The sequence below is a fragment of the Bosea sp. ANAM02 genome (assembly GCF_011764485.1).
Lineage (GTDB): Bacteria > Pseudomonadota > Alphaproteobacteria > Rhizobiales > Beijerinckiaceae > Allobosea.
Map to the genome: position 1 here is coordinate 3,988,714 of NZ_AP022848.1, position 18,719 is coordinate 4,007,432.

The window sequence follows — 18,719 nt, forward strand, 5'->3', positions numbered from 1 at the left end:
CCACCGATCAGGCCAGCGTGTAGGCCGTCTTGACCGTGGTGTAGAACTCTTTGGCGTAGGCGCCCTGCTCGCGCGGGCCGTAGCTGGAGCCCTTCCGGCCACCGAACGGCACGTGATAGTCGACGCCCGCCGTCGGCAGGTTGACCATCACCATGCCGGCCTCGCTGTTGCGCTTGAAATGCGTCGCATGCTTGAGCGAGGTCGTGCAGATGCCCGACGACAGGCCGAACTCGGTGTCGTTGGCGACGGCCAGCGCTTCCTCATAGTCCTTGACGCGGACGATGTTGGCGACCGGGCCGAAGACCTCCTCGCGCGAGATGCGCATGGCATTGGTGGTCTCGGTGAAGAGCGCAGGCTGGAGATAGAAGCCGGGAGTGTCGCGCTTCAGGAGCTCGCCGCCGAAGACCAGCTTGCCGCCCTCGTCCTTGGCGATCTGGATATATTTCAGGTCCTGGTCGAGCTGGCTCTGGTCGACGACCGGGCCGATATGGGTGCCGGCCTTCAGCGCGTCGTCGACGACGACGGTCTTGAGGCGCTCGATGCAGGCCTCGACGAACCTGTCGTGGATGCCGGCCTGGACGATCAGGCGCGAGGAGGCTGTGCAGCGCTGGCCGGTGGAGAAGAAGGCGCCGTTGACGGCAACCTCGACGGCGACCTTCAGGTCGGCGTTGTCGAGCACGACGAGCGGATTCTTGCCGCCCATCTCGAGCTGGACCTTCTTCATCGGATTGCCGGCGATACAGGCAGCCGCGACCTTGCGGCCGGTGCCGACCGAGCCGGTGAAGGAGATCGCCGCGACGTCCTTATGCTCCAGCAGCGCCTGGCCGACGACCGAACCGCGGCCCATGACGAGGTTGAGTGCGCCCTTGGGCAGGCCGGCGCGCTGCAGGATGTCGACCAGCGCCCAGGCCGAGCCCGGCACGAGATCGGCGGGCTTCAGGACGACGCAGTTGCCCCAGGCGAGCGCGGGCGCGATCTTCCAGGCCGGGATCGCGATCGGGAAGTTCCAGGGCGTGATCATGCCGACGATGCCGACCGCCTCGCGGGTGATCTCGACGCCGACGCCGGGGCGCACCGACGGAATCATCTCGCCGCCCAGGCGCAGGCACTCGCCGGCGAAGAAGGCGAAGACCTGGCCGGCGCGGGTCGCCTCGCCGATGCCTTCCGCCAGCGTCTTGCCCTCCTCGCGCGAGAGCAGACGGCCAAGCTCGTCCTTGCGGGCGAGGATCTCGTCGGAGGCCTTCTTCAGGATGTCGTAGCGCTCCTGCGGGGTGGAGCGGCTCCAGGCCGGGAAGGCGGCCTTGGCGGCAGCGACCGCGTCGTTCAGGTCCTCGACCGTGCCTTGCGTGTACTCGCCGACCACGTCGTTGGTGTTCGAGGGGTTGATGTTGCGCGAGGCATTGGCCCCGCCGGCCCATTCGCCGGCGATGAGGTTCTTGAAAGGCGCGTTCATCTCGTTCTCCCACGACACAGGTTCGTGGTTGGGGTGTTAGCGCCTTTGGACGCTCAAGGCCAATACCCCTCGGTCAATCGGCGACCCGTCAGCGTCATTTTGCTACCCAAGGTAGCGTAACCCCTATTTCTCCTTGATCGACAACCCGTTCTTGCCGACCGAGATTTCCACGCCGTCGGGCTGCTTCTTCTCCTGGTAGAGCGAATAGCCGGTCACGGCGAGCGCAGCGACCAGGATGAGGACCAGCACGGCCAGGAGATTGCGCGATAGAGCCATAAACGATTCCCAGTGATGGCGGCAGGGCCGCAAGCCCAATCCCAACGCGAAGGGGATCGTGATGTTCCCAAACGGGTCGGGAACGTTGCCTCCCGCGCAGCGTTGGCATGACGCAAGAACCGGTTTCCATGCGGAACCGGCCATGACAGGATCGCACCGGCAGGAGGTTGCCATGCCAGACACCGAACTGCAGGATCGCATCTGGACCGCTCTGGCCGCGCACCCGGTCTACATGGTCTCCATCGTCGCCGACGGCATGCTGAAGACCCGACCGATGTCCGGCCATCTCGACCGCGACCATCACCGCATCCTCTTCATCACGCACCGGCATACGGGCATCATCGGGGCCGCCCTGCGCTCGCCATCGGTCGGCGTGGCGATCAGCCACGAGGACCGCAACTTCTATACTGCGATCTCGTGCTCAGCCTCGGAAGTTCCGGACCGCGAGACACTGCGCGAGGTCTGGACGCCGATGGCGAGCGCCTGGTTCCCGAACGGTCCCGAGGACCCGGACGCGACCCTGCTGGCACTGACGCCGACCTCGGCGGAAATCTGGGACGGCCCGTCGAGCAGCATGCTGGTCGCCTTCAAGCTGGCAACGGCCAAGATTCTCGGCCGCATGCCCGATCTCGGCGTCAACGCCACGATCGATATGCGCTGAGGCTCCCCCTCGGATCAGGCCGGATCGGAGGCGGCCATCCTGCGGCCGAGCCAGGCGATCACGACGCTCGACCAGACGACCCCGAGAGCCCAGCCGCCGAGGACGTCGGACGGCCAATGCACGCCGAGATAGATGCGGCTGAGCCCAATCAGGCCGATCATGACCACAGCCATGATCATGCAGAAGCGGGCGATGTCCGCCCGCCGCGAGGCGAGGCCGACGAAGCCGGCAATGGTCAGCAGCGTCACGGCCGAGAGGAAGGCGTGGCCACTCGGGAAGCTCGCCGTGAAGGTCAGGGCGGCATGTTCGACGATGTCGGGCCGTTCGCGGGCGATCGCGATCTTCAGGCCGGTGCTTGCCAGGAAGGCGGCGGCGAGGCTGACGACGAGCCCGATCGCGAGATGGCGATAGCCGCAGAGCCAGAGCGCCAGCGTCGCCGTCAGCGCCATGAAGAACAGGCCGATGAAGCTGCCAAGCGCGGTCATGTCGCGCACGGCCTCCTGAAACCAGGCCGGTCCGAGCGGCACCGCCGGATTGGCCGGATCGCGAAACAGCATGATCAGCGTGGTATCGAGTGAGAAGCTGCGCCCGGAAACGATCAGCAGCGCGAGCCCGAGAAAGACGAGGGCGGCGGTCGCGGGCACCAGGATGCGAGGCTGGGGCAAGAAAGGCGGCTCCGGGAGAGATCGGACGGAAGAATACGCGACAGGTTGCGGTATCGAACAGGCGGCTTTCTGCCGCCCCAGATCCGACACTCTTTCAATGGCTGGCGGGACGCGCCGCGATCACTTGCAACGCCCTGGGCAACAGGCCGTAGCTCAACGGCCCGGCCTTGCGCTCGACTTCCCCGTCGAAGGTGATGTGGCCGCGCCGCGTGTCGCGCCGGGTCAGCGTCACCGCATCGCCGGTGAAGGAGGTCAGGTTGTGCGAGTCGCGCCAACGGCCGGACACGACGGATAGCGCCGCCTTGCCGCGCGAATAGAGGCCGCCGGCATTGAGCACATGAACCTCGAAGATTCCGTCGTCGAGCCGCGGGCGGCGCCAGTCCGTCCCTTCGAAACGGTTGACGGTGACGAGCACGGCATCGGCCTCGACGATGCGATGCTCGCCGCCGACGGTGATGTCGAGCGTGACCGGCCGGGTGAACAGGATCGAGCGCGTCGCCGCAACGCCGAAGGCAGCAGCGCGGCTGAAGGGGAAGCGGCGGCGGGCATATTCGCGCTCGCGCGCCATCAGGCTGAAGAAGCCCATGCCGGAAAGCGAGTGGAAAAGCCGGTCGTTGACACGGCCGACATCCATCTCGACCGGCTCGCCACCGCAGAGCGCCGCGACCTGCTGCTCCAGCGTGCCGAACAGACCAAGGTCGCGGCCGAGAACGTTGACCGTCCCCATCGGCAGGATGCCGATCGGGCGATCGGCCTGGATCAGGACCGGCAGGGCTCCGTTGATGGTGCCGTCGCCGCCGGCCAGGACCGGCATCGCATGACGATCCTCGATCGCGAGCGACAGCGCATCGTCGATCTCGCGCGGCGGCACGAGATGAATGTCCGCACCGCAGCCATGGGCCGCGAAGGCGGCCTCCAGCCGCGCCGCAAAGGCGCCGGCGCCGGCTTCGAGAACTGTTCCGGCACGGGCATTGGCGACGATCGTGTAGCGCATGGTGCTGGCGTAGATGGGTGCTGCGAGGCCATGCGCAAGGCGCGCTTACGCGGCGGCCGGGCGCGCGTCGAACTGCTCCGGCATCGGCGGCATCAGCGGCATCGGAACATCCTCGACCTCCTCCGTGATGACTTCGAAGCGCTGCAGCGTATGGGCGCCGAAGGAGCTGATCATGGCCACGTCGGTCGCGTCGCGGCCACGCGCGATCACGACGCGGCCGATGCGCGGTTCGTTATGGCGGGCGTCGAAGGTGTACCAGCGCCCGCCGAGGAAGACCTCGAACCAGGCGTTGAAATCCATCGGCGCTGGGTTGGCGGGCACACCGATGTCGCCGAGATAGCCGTTGCAGTAGCGCGCCGGGATATTCATGCAGCGGCAGAGCGTCACCGCCAGGTGCGCGAAGTCGCGGCAGACGCCGATACGCTCCTCGAAGGCCTCGGCAGCCGTGCGGGTATTGCGGGCGAAATGATAGCCGAAGGTCAGGTGGTTGTGGACGAAGTCGACGATCGCCTGCACGCGCGACCAGCCCGGCTGGACCTGCCCGAACAGACTCCAGGCCTGATCGTAGAGCTTGTCGGTCTCGCAATAGCGGCTGCCGAGCAGATAGACGAGAGCCGCGTCGGGCAGGCGCGACGGCGAGACCTCGCGAGCGGACCGATTGACGATGTCGGGCTCGCCGGAATCATGGACGATCCCCTCGGATTCCAGACGAATGCCACCTGGCGGCGCGACCATGCGGCGGCGGATATTGCCGAAGGCGTCGAGATCCTGCGTCACCGTGATCGGCAGGCCTGGGTCGGCGAGCGCGGTCACGGTCATCTCGTCCGGCGTCGTCAGGTCGTGCCGACGCGACGGGTGCACGTCGAGCAATGTGATCAAAGGCATGTCATGGGCACAGACCAGCTCGATCCGATAGCCGTAGCGGATGCGCATCGCGCCTTCTCCTGATGTGAGGGCCGGACCGCCTCGCGCGAAGGCTGCGGCGGATCATCGGATTATCGTCATCCCCCGCGGATAGACGCGCGAAGGCACATTGCAGTTCCCTCGGATGGACGAAAAACAAACCCGGGAATCGTTGGCTTCGCGGAGGTCGAAAAAGAAGATGCGGGCCTTTCGGCCCGCATCCCGCCGCCACGACGGTTCGGCTGGGGGGATAGCAACCGCCGCGACCTGCGCCCTGACCGGTCTCGCGCTTCGCTGAAACGCGAGACCGATTCAAATCGTCGCTCTATTGCGCCTTCGTCACGCGAAAGCGGCGGTTACATCATCCAGTAGGGCATCGTGCCGTAGTAATCGTGGACACGCTTGCCGTAAGCCTTGTCCTCCCAGTCGGGCTCGCCTTCGCTGTCATACATCGGCGCGGCCTCCAGCTGCTCCTTGCTCAAGGGCACGACATAGCCGCCGCGCTGCGTGTCGTAGTCGAGCACGCTCCACGGGATGGGATGGTATTTCTCGCCCAAACCGAGAAAGCCGCCGAAGGACATGATCGCGTAGGCGACCTTTCCGGTCAGCTTGTCGAGCATCACGTCGTAGATCTCGCCGAGATGGTCACCGGCGGTGTTGTAGACATCGGTGCCGGCGACGCGTGCACCCGCGATCAGCGGATTGGCGGTCGCGGCAGCGGTCATGGGAACATCGGTCATCGTCTTCCCCCTGGTTTCGCGATGGGATGCCGGAGAGCCTGTCCTCCGGCGGGACCTGTCTCTCAAACCGATGCTGCGGCGATTGGTTCCGGCACGTCAGGAATTTTCGACGCGCCGGGGCGGGTATCCGCTGCCTCGCCATGCGACGCCGCACCGGCCCTGCCTCGTCAGCCGGCGGGAACCTTTCGGCGCCCGGCGCGGTTTGGTGCATCGAACGACACATCATCTCACGGAGGAGGAGAGGTCATGATCATCAAGAAGCTGATGCTCGTCGCGGCTTTGGGCGCCGCTCTCGGCGCCTGTACGGCGCGTGAACAGAACGCGGGCACGGGTGCCTTGATCGGTGCGGGCGCCGGTGCCGTGATCGGCGGGGCCGCCACCGGCCGTGCCAGCGGAGCGCTGGCCGGTGCGGCGATCGGCGGCGCCAGCGGCGCGATCATCGGCGGGGCGGCGACACCGCAACGCTGCTACGGTCGCGACGAATGGGGACGCCGCGTGGTCTACGACTGCTGAGACCGCATCGTTCCAACGGAATTCCAGCGAAGGCCCGCCCGACCGGCGGGCCTTTTCTTTTGCATGAATGGCGCTACAGCCCGCCCTCAGGCGGCCCCGTACGGCCCGAAGCGCCCGACGAAGCGGTGGCGGAAGCCGGGATAGAGCAGACGCACCGCCGTCACCGACTGCAACTGGTTCCAGGTCCGGCGCTCGACCAGCAGGCAGGGCTCGCCCTCCGCGATTTCCAGCAGGGCGGCCTGCTCCTCGCCCGCCCCGACCGCACTGATCGCGTGCTCGGCCTGCGACCAGAGGCTGTGCTGCAGGAGCCAGTCGCCCGGCGGGGTCGCGGCGAAATCCTCCTCCGCGAGCCCGGTCACACCCGCGGCGTGGATGACGCGCTCCTCCAGCACATGCGGCTTGCCGTCAGCACGGTGCAGGACGAGAAGATGCGCGACCTTATCCGAGCGCTTCAGGCCGAAAAGCTCGGCCACCTCCGGCGAAGGCCGGCCATCCGCGCGTGCCAGCACCTCATAGGCATAGGCCTGGCCGAGCTGGCGCACCTCGTCCGGGATCGACAGGATGTCCAGCATGGCGTGGCTCGCCGGCGGCGTCGCGACGACGGTTCCCGAGCGGCGGCGGCGGACGATCAGCCCCTCGCGGGCGAGCTGGACGAGGGCGCGATGCACGGTCATGCGCGAGGCGCCGAGCTGCTCCATCAATGCATGCTCGGGCGGCACGCTGGTGCCCGGCGGCCATTCCCCGCTGACGACGAGATCGCGGATCGCCCGCCGGATCTGGTCATAGACCGGCCCGGTGCCGTCCAGCTTCACCGCATCGAGCCGGGTTTCCGTCATCGTCGTCCCTGGTCAGTCCGTTGCGAGCAGGCGCCGCATCACGCGGGCGAAGCGCGCGCGCACCGAATCGCGGGCGAGATGCCGCCCCTCGGCCACCACCCTCCTGCCACCGACGACGACATCGCGCAAAGGCATGGCGTTGGCCGCGAAGATCGCGCTGTCGACCGCCTCGGCCCCGGACCGGCCGACAAGCGCCGGATGATCGGTATCGAGCGTGATGAAATCGGCACGCTGGCCCGGCGCGATGGCGCCGATGGCGCGGCCGCAGGCGCGCGCGCCGCCGGCACAGGCCGCCTGCCAGAGCGCAAGGCCGGTCGAAGCCTTCTCCTGCGCGAAAAGCGCGCGGCGGCGGTCGCGCAGGCGCTGCGAATATTCGAGCTGGCGCAGCTCCGAGCCTGCATCGATCTGAATGTTGGAGTCGCTGCCGACGCCATAGGCGCCACCGGCCTGCGTGTAGCGGATGCCGTCGAAGATGCCGTCGCCGAGGCTGGATTCGGTGATCGGGCAGAGGCCGGCGACCGCACCGCTCAGGGCGATGCCGTCACGCTCTGCATCGCTCAGATGCGTCGCATGGATCAGGCACCAGCGCCGGTCGAGCGGGATCGTGTCCATCAGCAGTTCGACCGGGCGCTTGCCGGTGATCTTCAGGCTGGCCTCGACCTCCGGCACCTGCTCGGCGACATGGATATGGACGGGGTCGTTGGGACGAAGCGACGAGACCCAGCCGAGATCGTCGAGCGCGACGGCGCGCAGCGAATGCGGGGCGACGCCGAGCCGCGCGTCGGGCAGGTCGCGGATCGCGGCGGCGCTGCCCTCCAGCAGGCGCTGATAGGCGTCGCGCTCGTTGACGAAGCGGCGCTGGCCATGGACCGAGGGCGCCTGGCCGAAATTGCCGAAGCGATAGAGCACCGGCAGCAGCGTGAGGCCGAGGCCGGTTTCCTGCGCGGCGGACGCGATCGCCTGCCCCATTGTGGCGATATTCGCGTAGGCGCGGCCGTCCTTGTCGTGATGGAGATAGTGGAACTCGGCGAGCGCGGTGAAGCCGCCCTCCAGCATCTCGACGAAGGCCTGCGCGGCGATCGCCTGTACGTCGTCGGGATCGAGCCGGTCGAGGAAGCGGTACATCACGTCGCGCCAGGTCCAGAAGGAGTCCTCAGGCGCGCCGCGGCGCTCGGAGAGGCCCGCCATGCCGCGTTGAAAGGCGTGGCTGTGCAGGTTCGGCATGCCGGGAAGAGCGATGCCGGCGAAGCTTCGGCCATCTCCGGCCGGCCTCGCCCCTGCCTCGACCGAGACGATCGCGCCGTCGGTGACGGTCAGCTTCACGTCGCTGGCAAAACCTTCGGGCAGAAGGGCTTCGGCCAGATGCAGGGTCCCGGTCACCGTTTCGCTCCGTTGCTCAATGGCGTCTAATTGCATATGCAAATAACATTTGCTATTTGCATATGCAATTAGATAACATGGCTCCAATTCGAAGAGTAGCGGGAGGACGCGCGGTGGCGAAAGCGCCTGGTGAGACGATTGTCTGCGACAAGCTCTGGACGCATGCGCGGCTGGCGACGATGTCGGCAGCGGTCGATGCGCCCTATGGCGCGATCGAGGACGGCGTGATCGCCGCCTGCGACGGACGCATCATCTTCGTCGGGCCCCGGCGCGACGCGCCCGCCTTCCAGGCTGCCGAGACCATCGACTGTGCGGGCCGCTGGATTACGCCCGGCCTGATCGATTGCCACACCCATCTCGTCTATGGCGGCGACCGGGCGCATGAGTTCGAGCTTCGTCTCCAGGGCGCGACCTATGAGGAGATCGCGCGGGCCGGCGGCGGCATTCTCTCCACCGTGAAGGCGACGCGCGAGGCGAGCGAGGACACGCTCTTCGCCTCGGCCGACCGCCGGCTTGCAGCGCTGATGGCCGAGGGCGTCACCACCGTCGAGATCAAGTCCGGCTATGGGCTGGAGCAGCAGGCGGAGCTCAAGCAACTGCGCGTCGCGCGCCGTATCGGCCGCGAGCGGCCGGTGACCGTGCGCACCACCTTCCTCGGCGCCCATGCCGTGCCGCCGGAATACAAGGGCCGCTCGGGCGACTACACCGCGCTCGTCGCGGGGCCGCTGCTCGATGCCGTCGCAGCCGAGGGTCTGGCGGATGCCGTCGACGTCTTCTGCGAGGGCATCGCCTTCTCGCCGGACGAGACGAAGACCGTATTCGAGGCGGCAAAGGCCAAGGGCCTGGCGATCAAGCTCCATGCCGAGCAGCTCTCCAACCTGCATGGCGCGAAGCTCGCGGCCGAGATGGGCGCGCTTTCCGCCGACCATCTCGAATATCTCGACGAGGACGGCGTCATCGCCATGACCAAGGCCGGCACGGTCGCGGTCGTGCTGCCGGGCGCCTTCTATTTCCTGCGCGAGACGCAGAAGCCGCCGATCGAACTGATGCGCAAGCATGGCGCGGCGATCGCACTGGCGACCGACGCCAATCCCGGCTCCTCGCCGCTGACCTCGCCTCTGCTCGTGCTCAACATGGCCTGCACGCTCTTCCGTATGACGCCGGAAGAGGCGCTGGCCGGCCTCACACGCCATGCCGCGACCGCGCTCGGCCTCCAGGACGAGATCGGCACGCTGGAAATCGGCAAGCGTTGCGATCTCGCCATCTGGGAGATCGAGCGCCCGGCCGAACTCGCCTACCGCATCGGTTTCAACCCCCTTCATACCCGCATCTGGAACGGACAATGACCACGGTTTCGCTGAACCCGGGCGCAGCCCGCCTCACCGACTGGCGCGCGATCCTCGACGGCGCCGTCGCCTCGCTCGGCGGCGAAAGCGCGGGGAATATCGCTTCCGGCCAGAAGATCGTCGAGGAGATCGTCGCCGCCGGCACCGTGACCTATGGCGTCAATACCGGCTTCGGCAAGCTCGCCAGCGTCCGCATCGCCGATGCCGACCTCGCCAAGCTGCAAAGCAACCTGATCGTCTCGCATGCGGTGGGGACCGGCCCTGCCCTGCCCGACGGCGTCGTCCGCCTGCTGCTCGCGATGAAGGCGGCGAGCCTGGCGCGCGGCGCCTCCGGCGTGCGCCCCGTCGTGATCGAGGCGCTGACCAACGCGCTCAAGGCCGATGCCCTGCCGGTGATCCCGGCCAAGGGCTCGGTCGGCGCCTCCGGCGACCTCGCTCCTTTGGCCCATATGACCGCGGCCCTGATGGGCTTCGGCGAGATCCGCCTGAAAGGCGAGACCCTGCCCGCGGCCGATGCGCTGAAGCGCGCCGGCCTCACCACGCTGGCGCTCGGCGCCAAGGAGGGACTTGCGCTGATCAACGGCACGCAGGTCTCGACCACCATCGCCATGACCGGGCTCGCCGCCATCGCCCGCGTCTTCGACGCCGCGCTCGTCGCCGGCGCGCTCTCGGTCGATGCGCTCAAGGGCTCAGACACCCCGTTCGATCCGCGCATCCAGAGCCTTCGCGGCCAGCCCGGCCAGATCAAAGTCGCCAAGATCCTGCTCGACCTGATCGCCGGCAGCGCCATCCGCGAGAGCCATCGCCATGGCGATACGAAGGTGCAGGACCCCTATTCGCTGCGCTGCCAGCCGCAGGTGATGGGCGCCGTGCGCGATCTCATCGGCAACGCCGCCGCGACGCTCTCGATCGAGGCGAACGCCGTTACCGACAACCCGCTGGTGCTCGGCCCCGGTGAGATCGTTTCGGGCGGCAATTTCCACGCCGAACCGGTCGCCTTCGCCGCCGACATCCTGGCCATGGCCGTCTGCGAGATCGGCAACCTCTCCGAGCGCCGCATGGCGCTGCTGGTCGACCCCGTCATGAGCGGCCTGCCGCCCTTCCTCGCCCGCGATGCCGGCCTGAATTCGGGCTTCATGATCGCGCAGGTCACCGCCGCAGCACTCGCCTCCGAGAACAAGCAGAAGGCCTACCCGGCCTCGGTCGACACCATCCCGACCTCCGCCAACCAGGAAGACCATGTCTCGATGGCGACGCATGGCGCCTTCCGCCTGATCGACATGGCGAAGAACGCGGCAAGCGTCATCGGCGTCGAACTGATGGCGGCGGCGGAAGCGATCGAGCATCACCGCCCGCTCAAGACCGGCGCGCGCCTTGAGCCGGTGCTCGCCCTGCTGCGCAGCAAGATCGCGCCGCTGACCGAGGATCGCTATCTCGCTCCCGACCTCGCGGCCGCGACCGAGTTCGTGCTCTCCGGCGCCGTCGGCAAAGCGGCGGGCCTCGACAGCTTCGCCGATTGCGCAGCGTGAGTTCGCCAGACGCTCGACCCCTCCCCCTGTGGGGAGGGGCAGGGGTGGGGGTCGAACGACCGGGTGAGCGATCGCCAAGCGGGACCACCCCCATCCCGACCCTTCCCCACAAGGGGGAAGGGAGGCACCTTTCGCCGCAGACCGCCAGCGTGACATAACGCAGGACAAGGCAGCATGACCGACACCGTCACCCTCACGCGGGGGGCCTCCCCGCTGATCCTCTCGATGCCGCATCCCGGCACCGGCTTGCCGCCGGAGGTCGCGGCGCAGCTCAACGCGCGCGGAAAGCTGGTCGAGGACACCGACTGGCATATGCGCCGGCTCTACGGCTTCGCCGCGCCGTTCGCACCGAGCATCGTCGAGGCGCAGCTCTCGCGCTTCGTCATCGACCTCAACCGCGACCCGGCCGGCGTCTCGCTCTATCCGGGCCAGGCGACGACCGAGCTCGTGCCGACAACGACCTTCGACGGCGCGCCGATCTGGCAGGCCGCGCCGGACGCGGACGAGATCGAGCGGCGCAAGGCGGCCTATTTCCAGCCCTATCACACGGCGCTGGCCAACGAGATCGCACGGGTCAAGGCCGAGCACGGCTATTGCGTGCTCTGGGACTGCCACTCGATCAAATCGGTGATCCCGCGCCTGTTCGAGGGCACGCTGCCGACGCTCAATCTCGGCACGAATTCCGGCCAGAGCTGCGCCGGGAGCATCGAGGCCGCCGCCGTCACCGCGATGGCCGGACAGCCTCTCACCTGCATAGCCAATGGCCGCTTCAAGGGCGGCTGGATCACGCGCCATTACGGGCGCCCCTCCGAGGGCGTGCACGCGCTCCAGATGGAAATCGCGCTCTCGGCCTATCTCGCCGAGGAGACCGCGCCCTGGACCTTCGACGCGCCGAAGGCCGCCGCCTTGCAAACCGCCTTGTCCGCCATCATCGCCGCCGCCCTCGACGCGGCCGAGACTTTCGAACGGAGCCGTTCATGACCCGCCTGGACAATACCCGCGTCATCCGCCCCGCCACCGGCACCGAGCTCACAGCCAAGAGCTGGCTGACCGAGGCGCCGCTGCGCATGCTGATGAACAACCTGCATCCGGACGTCGCCGAGAACCCGCAGGAGCTCGTGGTCTATGGCGGCATCGGCCGCGCCGCCCGTTCCTGGGAGGATTTCGACCGCATCGTCGCGACGCTGCGCCAGCTCGAAGCCGACGAAACCCTGCTCGTCCAGTCCGGCAAGCCGGTCGGCGTGTTCCGCACCCACAAGGATGCGCCGCGCGTCCTGATCGCGAACTCCAACCTCGTGCCGCATTGGGCGAACTGGGACCATTTCAACGAGCTCGACAGGAAGGGGCTCGCGATGTACGGCCAGATGACGGCCGGCTCCTGGATCTATATCGGCACGCAGGGCATCGTTCAGGGCACCTACGAGACCTTCGTCGAGGCCGGGCGCCAGCATTATGGCGGCAACCTCAAGGGCAAATGGGTCCTGACCGGCGGCCTCGGCGGCATGGGTGGCGCGCAGCCTCTGGCCGCCGTGATGGCCGGCGCCTCCTGCCTTGCCGTCGAGTGCAATCCGGACTCGATCGATTTCCGCCTGCGCACCCGCTATCTCGACGAGAAGGCCGAGACGCTCGACGAAGCGCTGGAGATGATCGCCCGCTGGGCCAGGAACGGCGAGGCGAAATCGGTCGGCCTGCTCGGCAACTGCGCCGAGATCCTGCCCGAGATGGTCCGCCGCGGCATCCGCCCGGACATGGTCACCGACCAGACCTCGGCGCATGACCCGATCAACGGCTACCTGCCGAAGGGCTGGACCATGGGCCAGTGGAGGCAGGCGCGCGAGGCCAATCCGAAATCGGTCGAGACCGCGGCCCGCGCCTCGATGCGCGAGCATGTCGAGGCGATGATCGCCTTCCAGGATATGGGCATCCCCACCTTCGACTACGGCAACAACATCCGCCAAGTCGCCAAGGAAGAGGGCCTCGAGAACGCCTTCGCCTTCCCGGGCTTCGTGCCGGCCTATATCCGCCCGCTGTTCTGCCGCGGCATCGGCCCGTTCCGCTGGGCTGCCCTCTCGGGCGATCCGGAGGATATCTACAAGACCGACGCCAAGGTTAAGGAGCTGCTGCCCGACAACAAGCACCTGCATAACTGGCTCGACATGGCGCGCGAACGCATCGCGTTCCAGGGCGTGCCGGCGCGCATCTGCTGGGTCGGCCTCGGCGACCGCCATCGGCTGGGCCTCGCCTTCAACGAGATGGTCCGGAACGGCGAGCTCAAGGCGCCGGTCGTGATCGGCCGCGACCATCTCGATTCCGGCTCGGTCGCCTCGCCGAACCGCGAGACCGAAGCGATGAAGGACGGCTCCGACGCGGTTTCCGACTGGCCGTTGCTCAACGCCCTGCTCAACACGGCGTCGGGCGCGACCTGGGTCTCGCTGCACCATGGCGGCGGCGTCGGCATGGGCTTCTCGCAGCATTCCGGCGTCGTGATCTGCGCCGACGGCACCGACGACGCGGCCGCCCGCCTCTCGCGCGTGCTCTGGAATGACCCGGCGACGGGCGTAATGCGTCATGCCGATGCCGGCTACGAGATCGCTCTGGACTGCGCCCGCGAGAAGCAGCTCAACCTGCCGGGTATCCTGGGCTGAGGAACCTCTTTGTCATTCCGGGGCGGCGCGTCAGCGCCGAGCCCGGAATCCAGAGCCAATGCCGATCTTCGCATTGGCTCTGCTACCTCTCCGATTCATTCGGATAGGGTATCGGTTCTGGGTTCCGGGCTCATGGCTTCGCCATGCCCCGGAATGACGTCGTGGTTCCGAGCGGAGAAACAGAGCACATGCGCATCATCCGCGCCGCCGATTGCAAGGTCATGCCGTGGAAGAACGGCGGCGGCACCACGACCGAGATCGCTGTCTCTCCGGAGGGAGCCCCCCTGAGCCAGTTCGACTGGCGCATCTCGATGGCCCATGTCGGCGCGGACGGGCCGTTCTCGTCCTTCCCCGGCATCGACCGGACGCTGTCGGTGCTGACCGGCAACGGCATTCGACTGGCCTTCGGCGATGGCGAGACGGTTTCGCTCGACCGCACGACCGCGCCGTTCTTCTTCGCCGCCGACCGGGCTGTAGATGGCGTGCTGGTCGACGGGGCGATCGACGATCTCAACGTGATGAGCCGGCGTGGGGCGTGGAGCCACAGCGTCGAGCGTCTGACTGGCGGAGCGCATGAGATTGCGGCCGAGCGCGGGTTGTTGGTTCTGGTCGCGCGCCGGGGCGATTGGCTGGTGAACGGCACAACGCTCGCCGCCGGGGACAGCGCCGTGCTCGAAGCTCCCATCACAGCAAAACTCGCCACCGGGGATGGCGGCGAGCTGTTCGCGATCCGGCTACAACCGGTCTGAGCTGCGTCATTCTCGGGCGGAGCGCAGCTCCGACCCGAGAACCTCATGACCAGAAGGCACTGGTTTCCAAGATGCTCGGGTCAAGCCCGAGCATGACGCCTGTTGTGCCGTCTCAAGCCGCCTGCCGCGGCTGCGGGCCGACATAGACCGATTGCGGGCGGATCAGGCGACCGCCGGCGATCTGTTCCCTGGCATGGGCGAGCCAGCCCGTCGTCCGCCCCAACGCGAAGACGCAGGTGAAGCTGTCCGGCGTGAAGCCGAGCGCCTCCAGCAGCAGCGCGGTGTAGAACTCGACATTGGTCTCCAGCGTGCGGTTGGGCTTGCGCTCGCGCAGGATGGCGAGCGCCGCCTGCTCGACCGCCTCGGCCAATGCGAGCCGACCGCTATCGGCTCCGAGCCGGCGGATCGCGCCCTTCAGAGCGTCGGCGCGCGGATCGCGGACACGATAGATACGGTGGCCGAAGCCCATCAGCCGGTCGCCGCGATCGAGCGCCGATTCCAGCCAGGCACGGGCATTGCCGGGCGCGCCGATCGCATCGAGCATCTCGATCACCGGGCCGGGTGCGCCGCCATGGAGCGGCCCCTTCAGCGCACTGACGCCGGCCAGCACGGCCGAGACCAGCCCGGCGCGGGTCGAAGCGACGACGCGGGAGGCGAAGGTCGAGGCGTTGAGGCCGTGATCGGCGACGGTGACGAGATAGGTGTCAAGCGCGGCGGCCTGCTGCCTGGTCGGTGCCCTGCCGGTCAGCATGCGCAGCGTATCGGCAGCCTGCGACAGCGACGGATCGGGCGCGATCGGCGCCAGGCCCTGGCGCAGACGCAGCGATGCGGCGGTGAAGACGGCCGGCGCCGCCAGAAGTCGCAGCACCGTGCCGGCATCCTCGCCATCGGGAACCAGCGCGGTCATCGCCCGGATCATCTCGACCGGCCCGAGCGTCACCGGGACGGCGGCTTTTTTCACCACCGTCTCGAACAGCTCCTGCCGTGCCGCGCCCAGCGCTGTCGGCAGATCCTTGATGGCGGGCAGGTTCGGCACGAAGCCATCGAGCATCAGCGCGGCCATCTCCTCGAAGGAGGTATGGCCCGCGAGCTCATCGAGACTATGGCCGCGCATCACCAGCCGGCCCGCCGCTCCATCGACTTCCGAGAGCACGGTATGGGCGGCAACGACATCTTCAAGGCCATCGGACATGGCGGGTTCTCCTCAACATCTGAGGCCTTGAAGATTGATAGCTTCACCGGTAGAATCAATCTTGAACAATATAATCAATGTATTTTCCATGATCGACTGGCTGACGGCGCAACAGGTGATGCAGCGGCTCGGGCTGAAGCCGCAGACGCTCTACGCCTATGTCAGCCGCGGGCTGATCGAGGCGCGCGGCGACGCCGGCGACTCGCGCCGGCGGCTCTACCGGGCCGAGGATGTTGCCCGGCTGGAGCATCGCAAGACGCGGGGGCGGAAGCCCGCCGCCATCGCCGAGGATGCGATCGCCTTCGGCGAACCGATCCTGGCTTCAGGGATAGCCACGATCCAGCGCGGCAAGCTCTGGTATCGCGGGCAGGATGCCGAGAAACTGGCCGAGACGGCAAAGCTGGAGGACGTTGCCCGGCTGCTGTGGGATTGCGGCTCGCAGCGCTTCCCGCCGCTGTTCACGATCGTGCCGGAGGCGCCGGCCCGGCAGCGCATGTTCGCGGTGATCGCTGCGCGCGCCGCCAGCGATCCTGCCATGGCCGGCCGCACCAAGAAGGCGCTCTATCTGGAAGCGGCCTCCGTCATCGACTCGCTCGTCGACGCCATCGCCGGGCGACCGGGCCAGGGGCCGATCCATCACCGCTTGGCGCAGGCATGGGGCTGCGACGAACGCGGCGTCGACCTGATCCGCCGCGCGCTGGTGCTGCTCGCCGACCATGAGCTCAACGCCTCGACCTTCGCGGTTCGTGTCGCGGCCTCGACGCGCGCTTCCCTCGCCGCCAGTATCCTGGCCGGGCTCGCGACGCTGTCGGGGCCGCTGCATGGCGGGATGACGCCGCGCGTGCTCGGATTGATGCGCGAGATCGTGAGCGAGGGTGTGGAGATGGCGGTCTCGGCGCGGCTTGCGACCGGCATGCCCCTGCCCGGCTTCGGTCATCCGCTCTACCCGGACGGCGATGCGCGGGCTCGCGCGCTGCTGACGGCGTTCACTCTGCCGCCGGCCTATGAGGAGACGCGCCGGGCCGTCGCGGCGCTGACCGGCGAGGAGCCGAATATCGATTTCGTGCTGACGGCGATCGCGAGCGAACTCGGGCTCGGGCCGGATGTGCCGTTCCAATTGTTCGCCGCCGCGCGCTGCGCCGGCTGGATCGCGCATGCTCTGGAGCAAGGCGAGACCGGACGCCTGATCCGGCCTCGCGCCCGCTATGTCGGGCCGGAGCCGGCTTGAGTCAACCCAGAGCCACGCCGTCATTCCGGGGCAGGCCGCAGGCCTGAGCCCGGAATCCAGAACCGATGCGGCCATGAGTTCGAACGATGGCCCGGCCCCGCTCTTTCGGAACAGGCAGCGGTTCTGGATTCCGGGCTCTTCGCTGGCGCGAAGCCCCGGAATGACGGCGTGAGATTGCTCAAGCTCCCTCTTGCTCTGCCAGCGTGTGCTCGCGCCCCAACTCGCCCTCGCGCTCCGCGATATAGCCGCGCGTGATCGGCAGGCCGTCGAGCTTCTTGGCGAGCTGGAACTGGAAGACCACGAGGTCGTCATGCCGGAAGCTGGCCTCGCAGGCCGCGAGATAGAACTCCCACATCCGGGCGAAGCGCTCGTCATACATCGCGACCGCCTCGTCGCGGCGGGCGAGGAAGTTCTCGCGCCAGACCTTCAACGTCTCGGCATAATGCAGGCGCAGCACCTCGACATCGGTGATGACCAGCCCCTCCTGCTCGACCGCCGCCGCCACCTCCGACATCGCCGGGATGTAGCCGCCGGGGAAGATATACTTGGCGATGAAAGGGTTGGTCGCGCCCGGCGGCGTCGAACGGCCGATGGTGTGGACCAGCGCCACTCCGTCATCGCTCAGCAACTCCCGGATCTTGCGGAAATAGTCGCGATAATAGCCGACGCCGACATGCTCGAACATGCCGACCGAGACGATGCGGTCGAAGGGCTCGTTCAGGTGGCGGTAGTCCTGCAGGCGAAACTCGACCGGCAGGCCGGAGTCGGCGCCGCGCTGCTGCGCAATGGCGAGCTGCTCCTCGGAGAGCGTAATGCCCGTGACCGAGGCGCCGGTCTCGCCGGCGATCGAGAGCGCCATGCCGCCCCAGCCACAGCCGATATCGAGCACGCGCTGGCCCGGCCGGAGATCGAGCTTGCCCATGATGTGGCGCTTCTTGGCGAGCTGCGCCTGCGCCAGGCTCATGCCGGGTTCGGCGAAATAGGCGCAGGAATACTGCATGTCCGGATCGAGGAAGAGCCGGAAGAAATCGCTCTTGAGATCGTAGTGATGCGCGACATTGCGCCGGGCGAGCGCCGGCGTGTTATGCTGGTGAAAGCGCCGCACCGCGGTGCGCAGGCCTTCCAGGACCTTGCCCCAGCCCTTGGGGCGGGCGCGATGGACGGCGGCCACCAGCGCGTCGAGCAGGTCGTAGAGCGAACCCTGCTCGACGACAACGCGCCCGTCCATCACGGCCTCGCCGAGGGCGAGTTCGGGATTGAGCGCGAGTTTCAGTTCCGTCGGGGAATCGACGATGCGCATCCGCAAGCGCGGTGCAGCACCCTGCCCGACGGACTGCAATGTGCCATCGGGGAATACGACATCGATACGTGGCTCGATCGCGAGCCGAGACAACATCCTGGCTATCAGCGAATGCATTGGCCCCACCTTCGGCAGCGCCCCTTTCGCTCAAGATGGCAACGCGGCGCGCCGTCGTAACGGCCCTTACGCGCAACACGGCCCCACGCCTGCGACATGACAACGCAGGCGAGGTCGTTCGATTTCGCTACGAAAGCATGGCTGAGCGCAGAACGGCAAAGCCCGAAACTGCGCTGGAGTCACAGCCCTCAT

General features: G+C 67.7%; 18 protein-coding genes. 8 read left to right on the plus strand and 10 right to left on the minus strand.

The window, feature by feature from the left end; translation table 11 throughout:
- Positions 1-7: 7 nt before the first annotated feature.
- Positions 8-1,453, minus strand: coding sequence for an aldehyde dehydrogenase family protein (locus OCUBac02_RS19055; protein ID WP_173047843.1), 1,446 nt, complete (start codon positions 1,451-1,453; stop codon positions 8-10).
- A 123-nt stretch (positions 1,454-1,576) separates the two neighbouring features.
- Complete coding sequence (locus OCUBac02_RS19060) at positions 1,577-1,729, minus strand: hypothetical protein (RefSeq protein ID WP_173047845.1); 153 nt, start codon at positions 1,727-1,729, stop codon at positions 1,577-1,579.
- A gap of 172 nt (positions 1,730-1,901) precedes the next feature.
- On the opposite strand from OCUBac02_RS19060, the gene OCUBac02_RS19065 reads away from it, so the two are divergent.
- The gene (locus OCUBac02_RS19065; RefSeq protein WP_173047847.1) at positions 1,902-2,390 is read left to right on the plus strand and encodes a pyridoxamine 5'-phosphate oxidase family protein; all 489 of its coding nucleotides are present in this window, start codon (positions 1,902-1,904) and stop codon (positions 2,388-2,390) included.
- Between the two features lie 14 nt (positions 2,391-2,404).
- On the opposite strand, the gene OCUBac02_RS19070 is transcribed toward OCUBac02_RS19065, so the two are convergent.
- The 4 genes from OCUBac02_RS19070 to OCUBac02_RS19085 all read right to left on the minus strand — a co-directional run bounded on the left by OCUBac02_RS19070 (position 2,405) and on the right by OCUBac02_RS19085 (position 5,692).
- A complete protein-coding gene (locus OCUBac02_RS19070; RefSeq protein WP_052231948.1) occupies positions 2,405-3,055 on the minus strand; it encodes a phosphatase PAP2 family protein in 651 nt (216 codons plus the stop codon).
- Positions 3,056-3,149: 94 nt separating this feature from the next.
- Positions 3,150-4,049: a diacylglycerol/lipid kinase family protein gene (locus OCUBac02_RS19075; protein ID WP_173047849.1), complete on the minus strand. Its 900-nt coding sequence runs from the start codon at positions 4,047-4,049 to the stop codon at positions 3,150-3,152.
- Positions 4,050-4,094: 45 nt separating this feature from the next.
- A complete protein-coding gene (locus OCUBac02_RS19080; protein ID WP_173047851.1) occupies positions 4,095-4,982 on the minus strand; it encodes a transglutaminase-like domain-containing protein in 888 nt (295 codons plus the stop codon).
- 326 nt (positions 4,983-5,308) lie between these two features.
- Positions 5,309-5,692: a PRC-barrel domain-containing protein gene (locus OCUBac02_RS19085; RefSeq protein WP_156134454.1), complete on the minus strand. Its 384-nt coding sequence runs from the start codon at positions 5,690-5,692 to the stop codon at positions 5,309-5,311.
- Positions 5,693-5,938: 246 nt separating this feature from the next.
- Here OCUBac02_RS19085 and OCUBac02_RS19090 point away from each other — a divergent pair, with 246 nt between their 5' ends.
- Positions 5,939-6,205: a glycine zipper domain-containing protein gene (locus OCUBac02_RS19090; protein WP_465247731.1), complete on the plus strand. Its 267-nt coding sequence runs from the start codon at positions 5,939-5,941 to the stop codon at positions 6,203-6,205.
- Between the two features lie 86 nt (positions 6,206-6,291).
- Here the strand turns inward: OCUBac02_RS19090 and OCUBac02_RS19095 are convergent, their stop codons facing one another.
- Both OCUBac02_RS19095 and OCUBac02_RS19100 read right to left on the minus strand, forming a co-directional pair.
- Complete coding sequence (locus OCUBac02_RS19095) at positions 6,292-7,041, minus strand: UTRA domain-containing protein (RefSeq protein WP_173047853.1); 750 nt, start codon at positions 7,039-7,041, stop codon at positions 6,292-6,294.
- Positions 7,042-7,053: 12 nt separating this feature from the next.
- Positions 7,054-8,421 (minus strand): formimidoylglutamate deiminase, encoded by a 1,368-nt coding sequence (locus OCUBac02_RS19100; protein ID WP_244638993.1) that lies wholly within the window; start codon positions 8,419-8,421, stop codon positions 7,054-7,056.
- Positions 8,422-8,600: 179 nt separating this feature from the next.
- Between OCUBac02_RS19100 and hutI the strand changes: the two genes are divergently transcribed.
- The 5 genes from hutI (at position 8,601) to OCUBac02_RS19125 (ending at position 14,690) form a co-directional block, all read left to right on the plus strand.
- Positions 8,601-9,767 carry an imidazolonepropionase gene (gene hutI, locus OCUBac02_RS19105; RefSeq protein ID WP_244639228.1) on the plus strand — a complete coding sequence of 389 codons (1,167 nt, stop codon included), beginning with the start codon at positions 8,601-8,603 and terminating at the stop codon, positions 9,765-9,767.
- Positions 9,764-11,296 carry a histidine ammonia-lyase gene (gene hutH, locus OCUBac02_RS19110; RefSeq protein ID WP_173047855.1) on the plus strand — a complete coding sequence of 511 codons (1,533 nt, stop codon included), beginning with the start codon at positions 9,764-9,766 and terminating at the stop codon, positions 11,294-11,296. The genes hutI and hutH overlap by 4 nt, the downstream gene beginning before the upstream one ends.
- Positions 11,297-11,470: 174 nt before the next feature.
- Complete coding sequence (gene hutG / locus OCUBac02_RS19115; RefSeq protein ID WP_173047856.1) at positions 11,471-12,277, plus strand: N-formylglutamate deformylase; 807 nt, start codon at positions 11,471-11,473, stop codon at positions 12,275-12,277.
- A complete protein-coding gene (gene hutU / locus OCUBac02_RS19120) occupies positions 12,274-13,941 on the plus strand; it encodes a urocanate hydratase (RefSeq protein ID WP_173047857.1) in 1,668 nt (555 codons plus the stop codon). Before hutG ends, hutU begins: the two co-directional genes overlap by 4 nt.
- Before the next feature lie 188 nt (positions 13,942-14,129).
- Positions 14,130-14,690: a HutD/Ves family protein gene (locus tag OCUBac02_RS19125; RefSeq protein ID WP_173047858.1), complete on the plus strand. Its 561-nt coding sequence runs from the start codon at positions 14,130-14,132 to the stop codon at positions 14,688-14,690.
- Between the two features lie 112 nt (positions 14,691-14,802).
- On the opposite strand, the gene OCUBac02_RS19130 is transcribed toward OCUBac02_RS19125, so the two are convergent.
- Positions 14,803-15,882, minus strand: a complete 1,080-nt coding sequence (locus OCUBac02_RS19130; RefSeq protein ID WP_173047859.1) for a citrate synthase/methylcitrate synthase — start codon at positions 15,880-15,882, stop codon at positions 14,803-14,805.
- An 88-nt stretch (positions 15,883-15,970) separates the two neighbouring features.
- Between OCUBac02_RS19130 and OCUBac02_RS19135 the strand changes: the two genes are divergently transcribed.
- Positions 15,971-17,110 (plus strand): citrate synthase family protein, encoded by a 1,140-nt coding sequence (locus OCUBac02_RS19135; protein ID WP_173047860.1) that lies wholly within the window; start codon positions 15,971-15,973, stop codon positions 17,108-17,110.
- Between the two features lie 178 nt (positions 17,111-17,288).
- Here OCUBac02_RS19135 and OCUBac02_RS19140 read toward each other — a convergent pair whose 3' ends face one another.
- On the minus strand, positions 17,289-18,506 hold the full coding sequence (locus OCUBac02_RS19140; RefSeq protein WP_280528828.1) for a class I SAM-dependent methyltransferase: 1,218 nt from the start codon (positions 18,504-18,506) through the stop codon (positions 17,289-17,291).
- Positions 18,507-18,719: the final 213 nt, after the last annotated feature.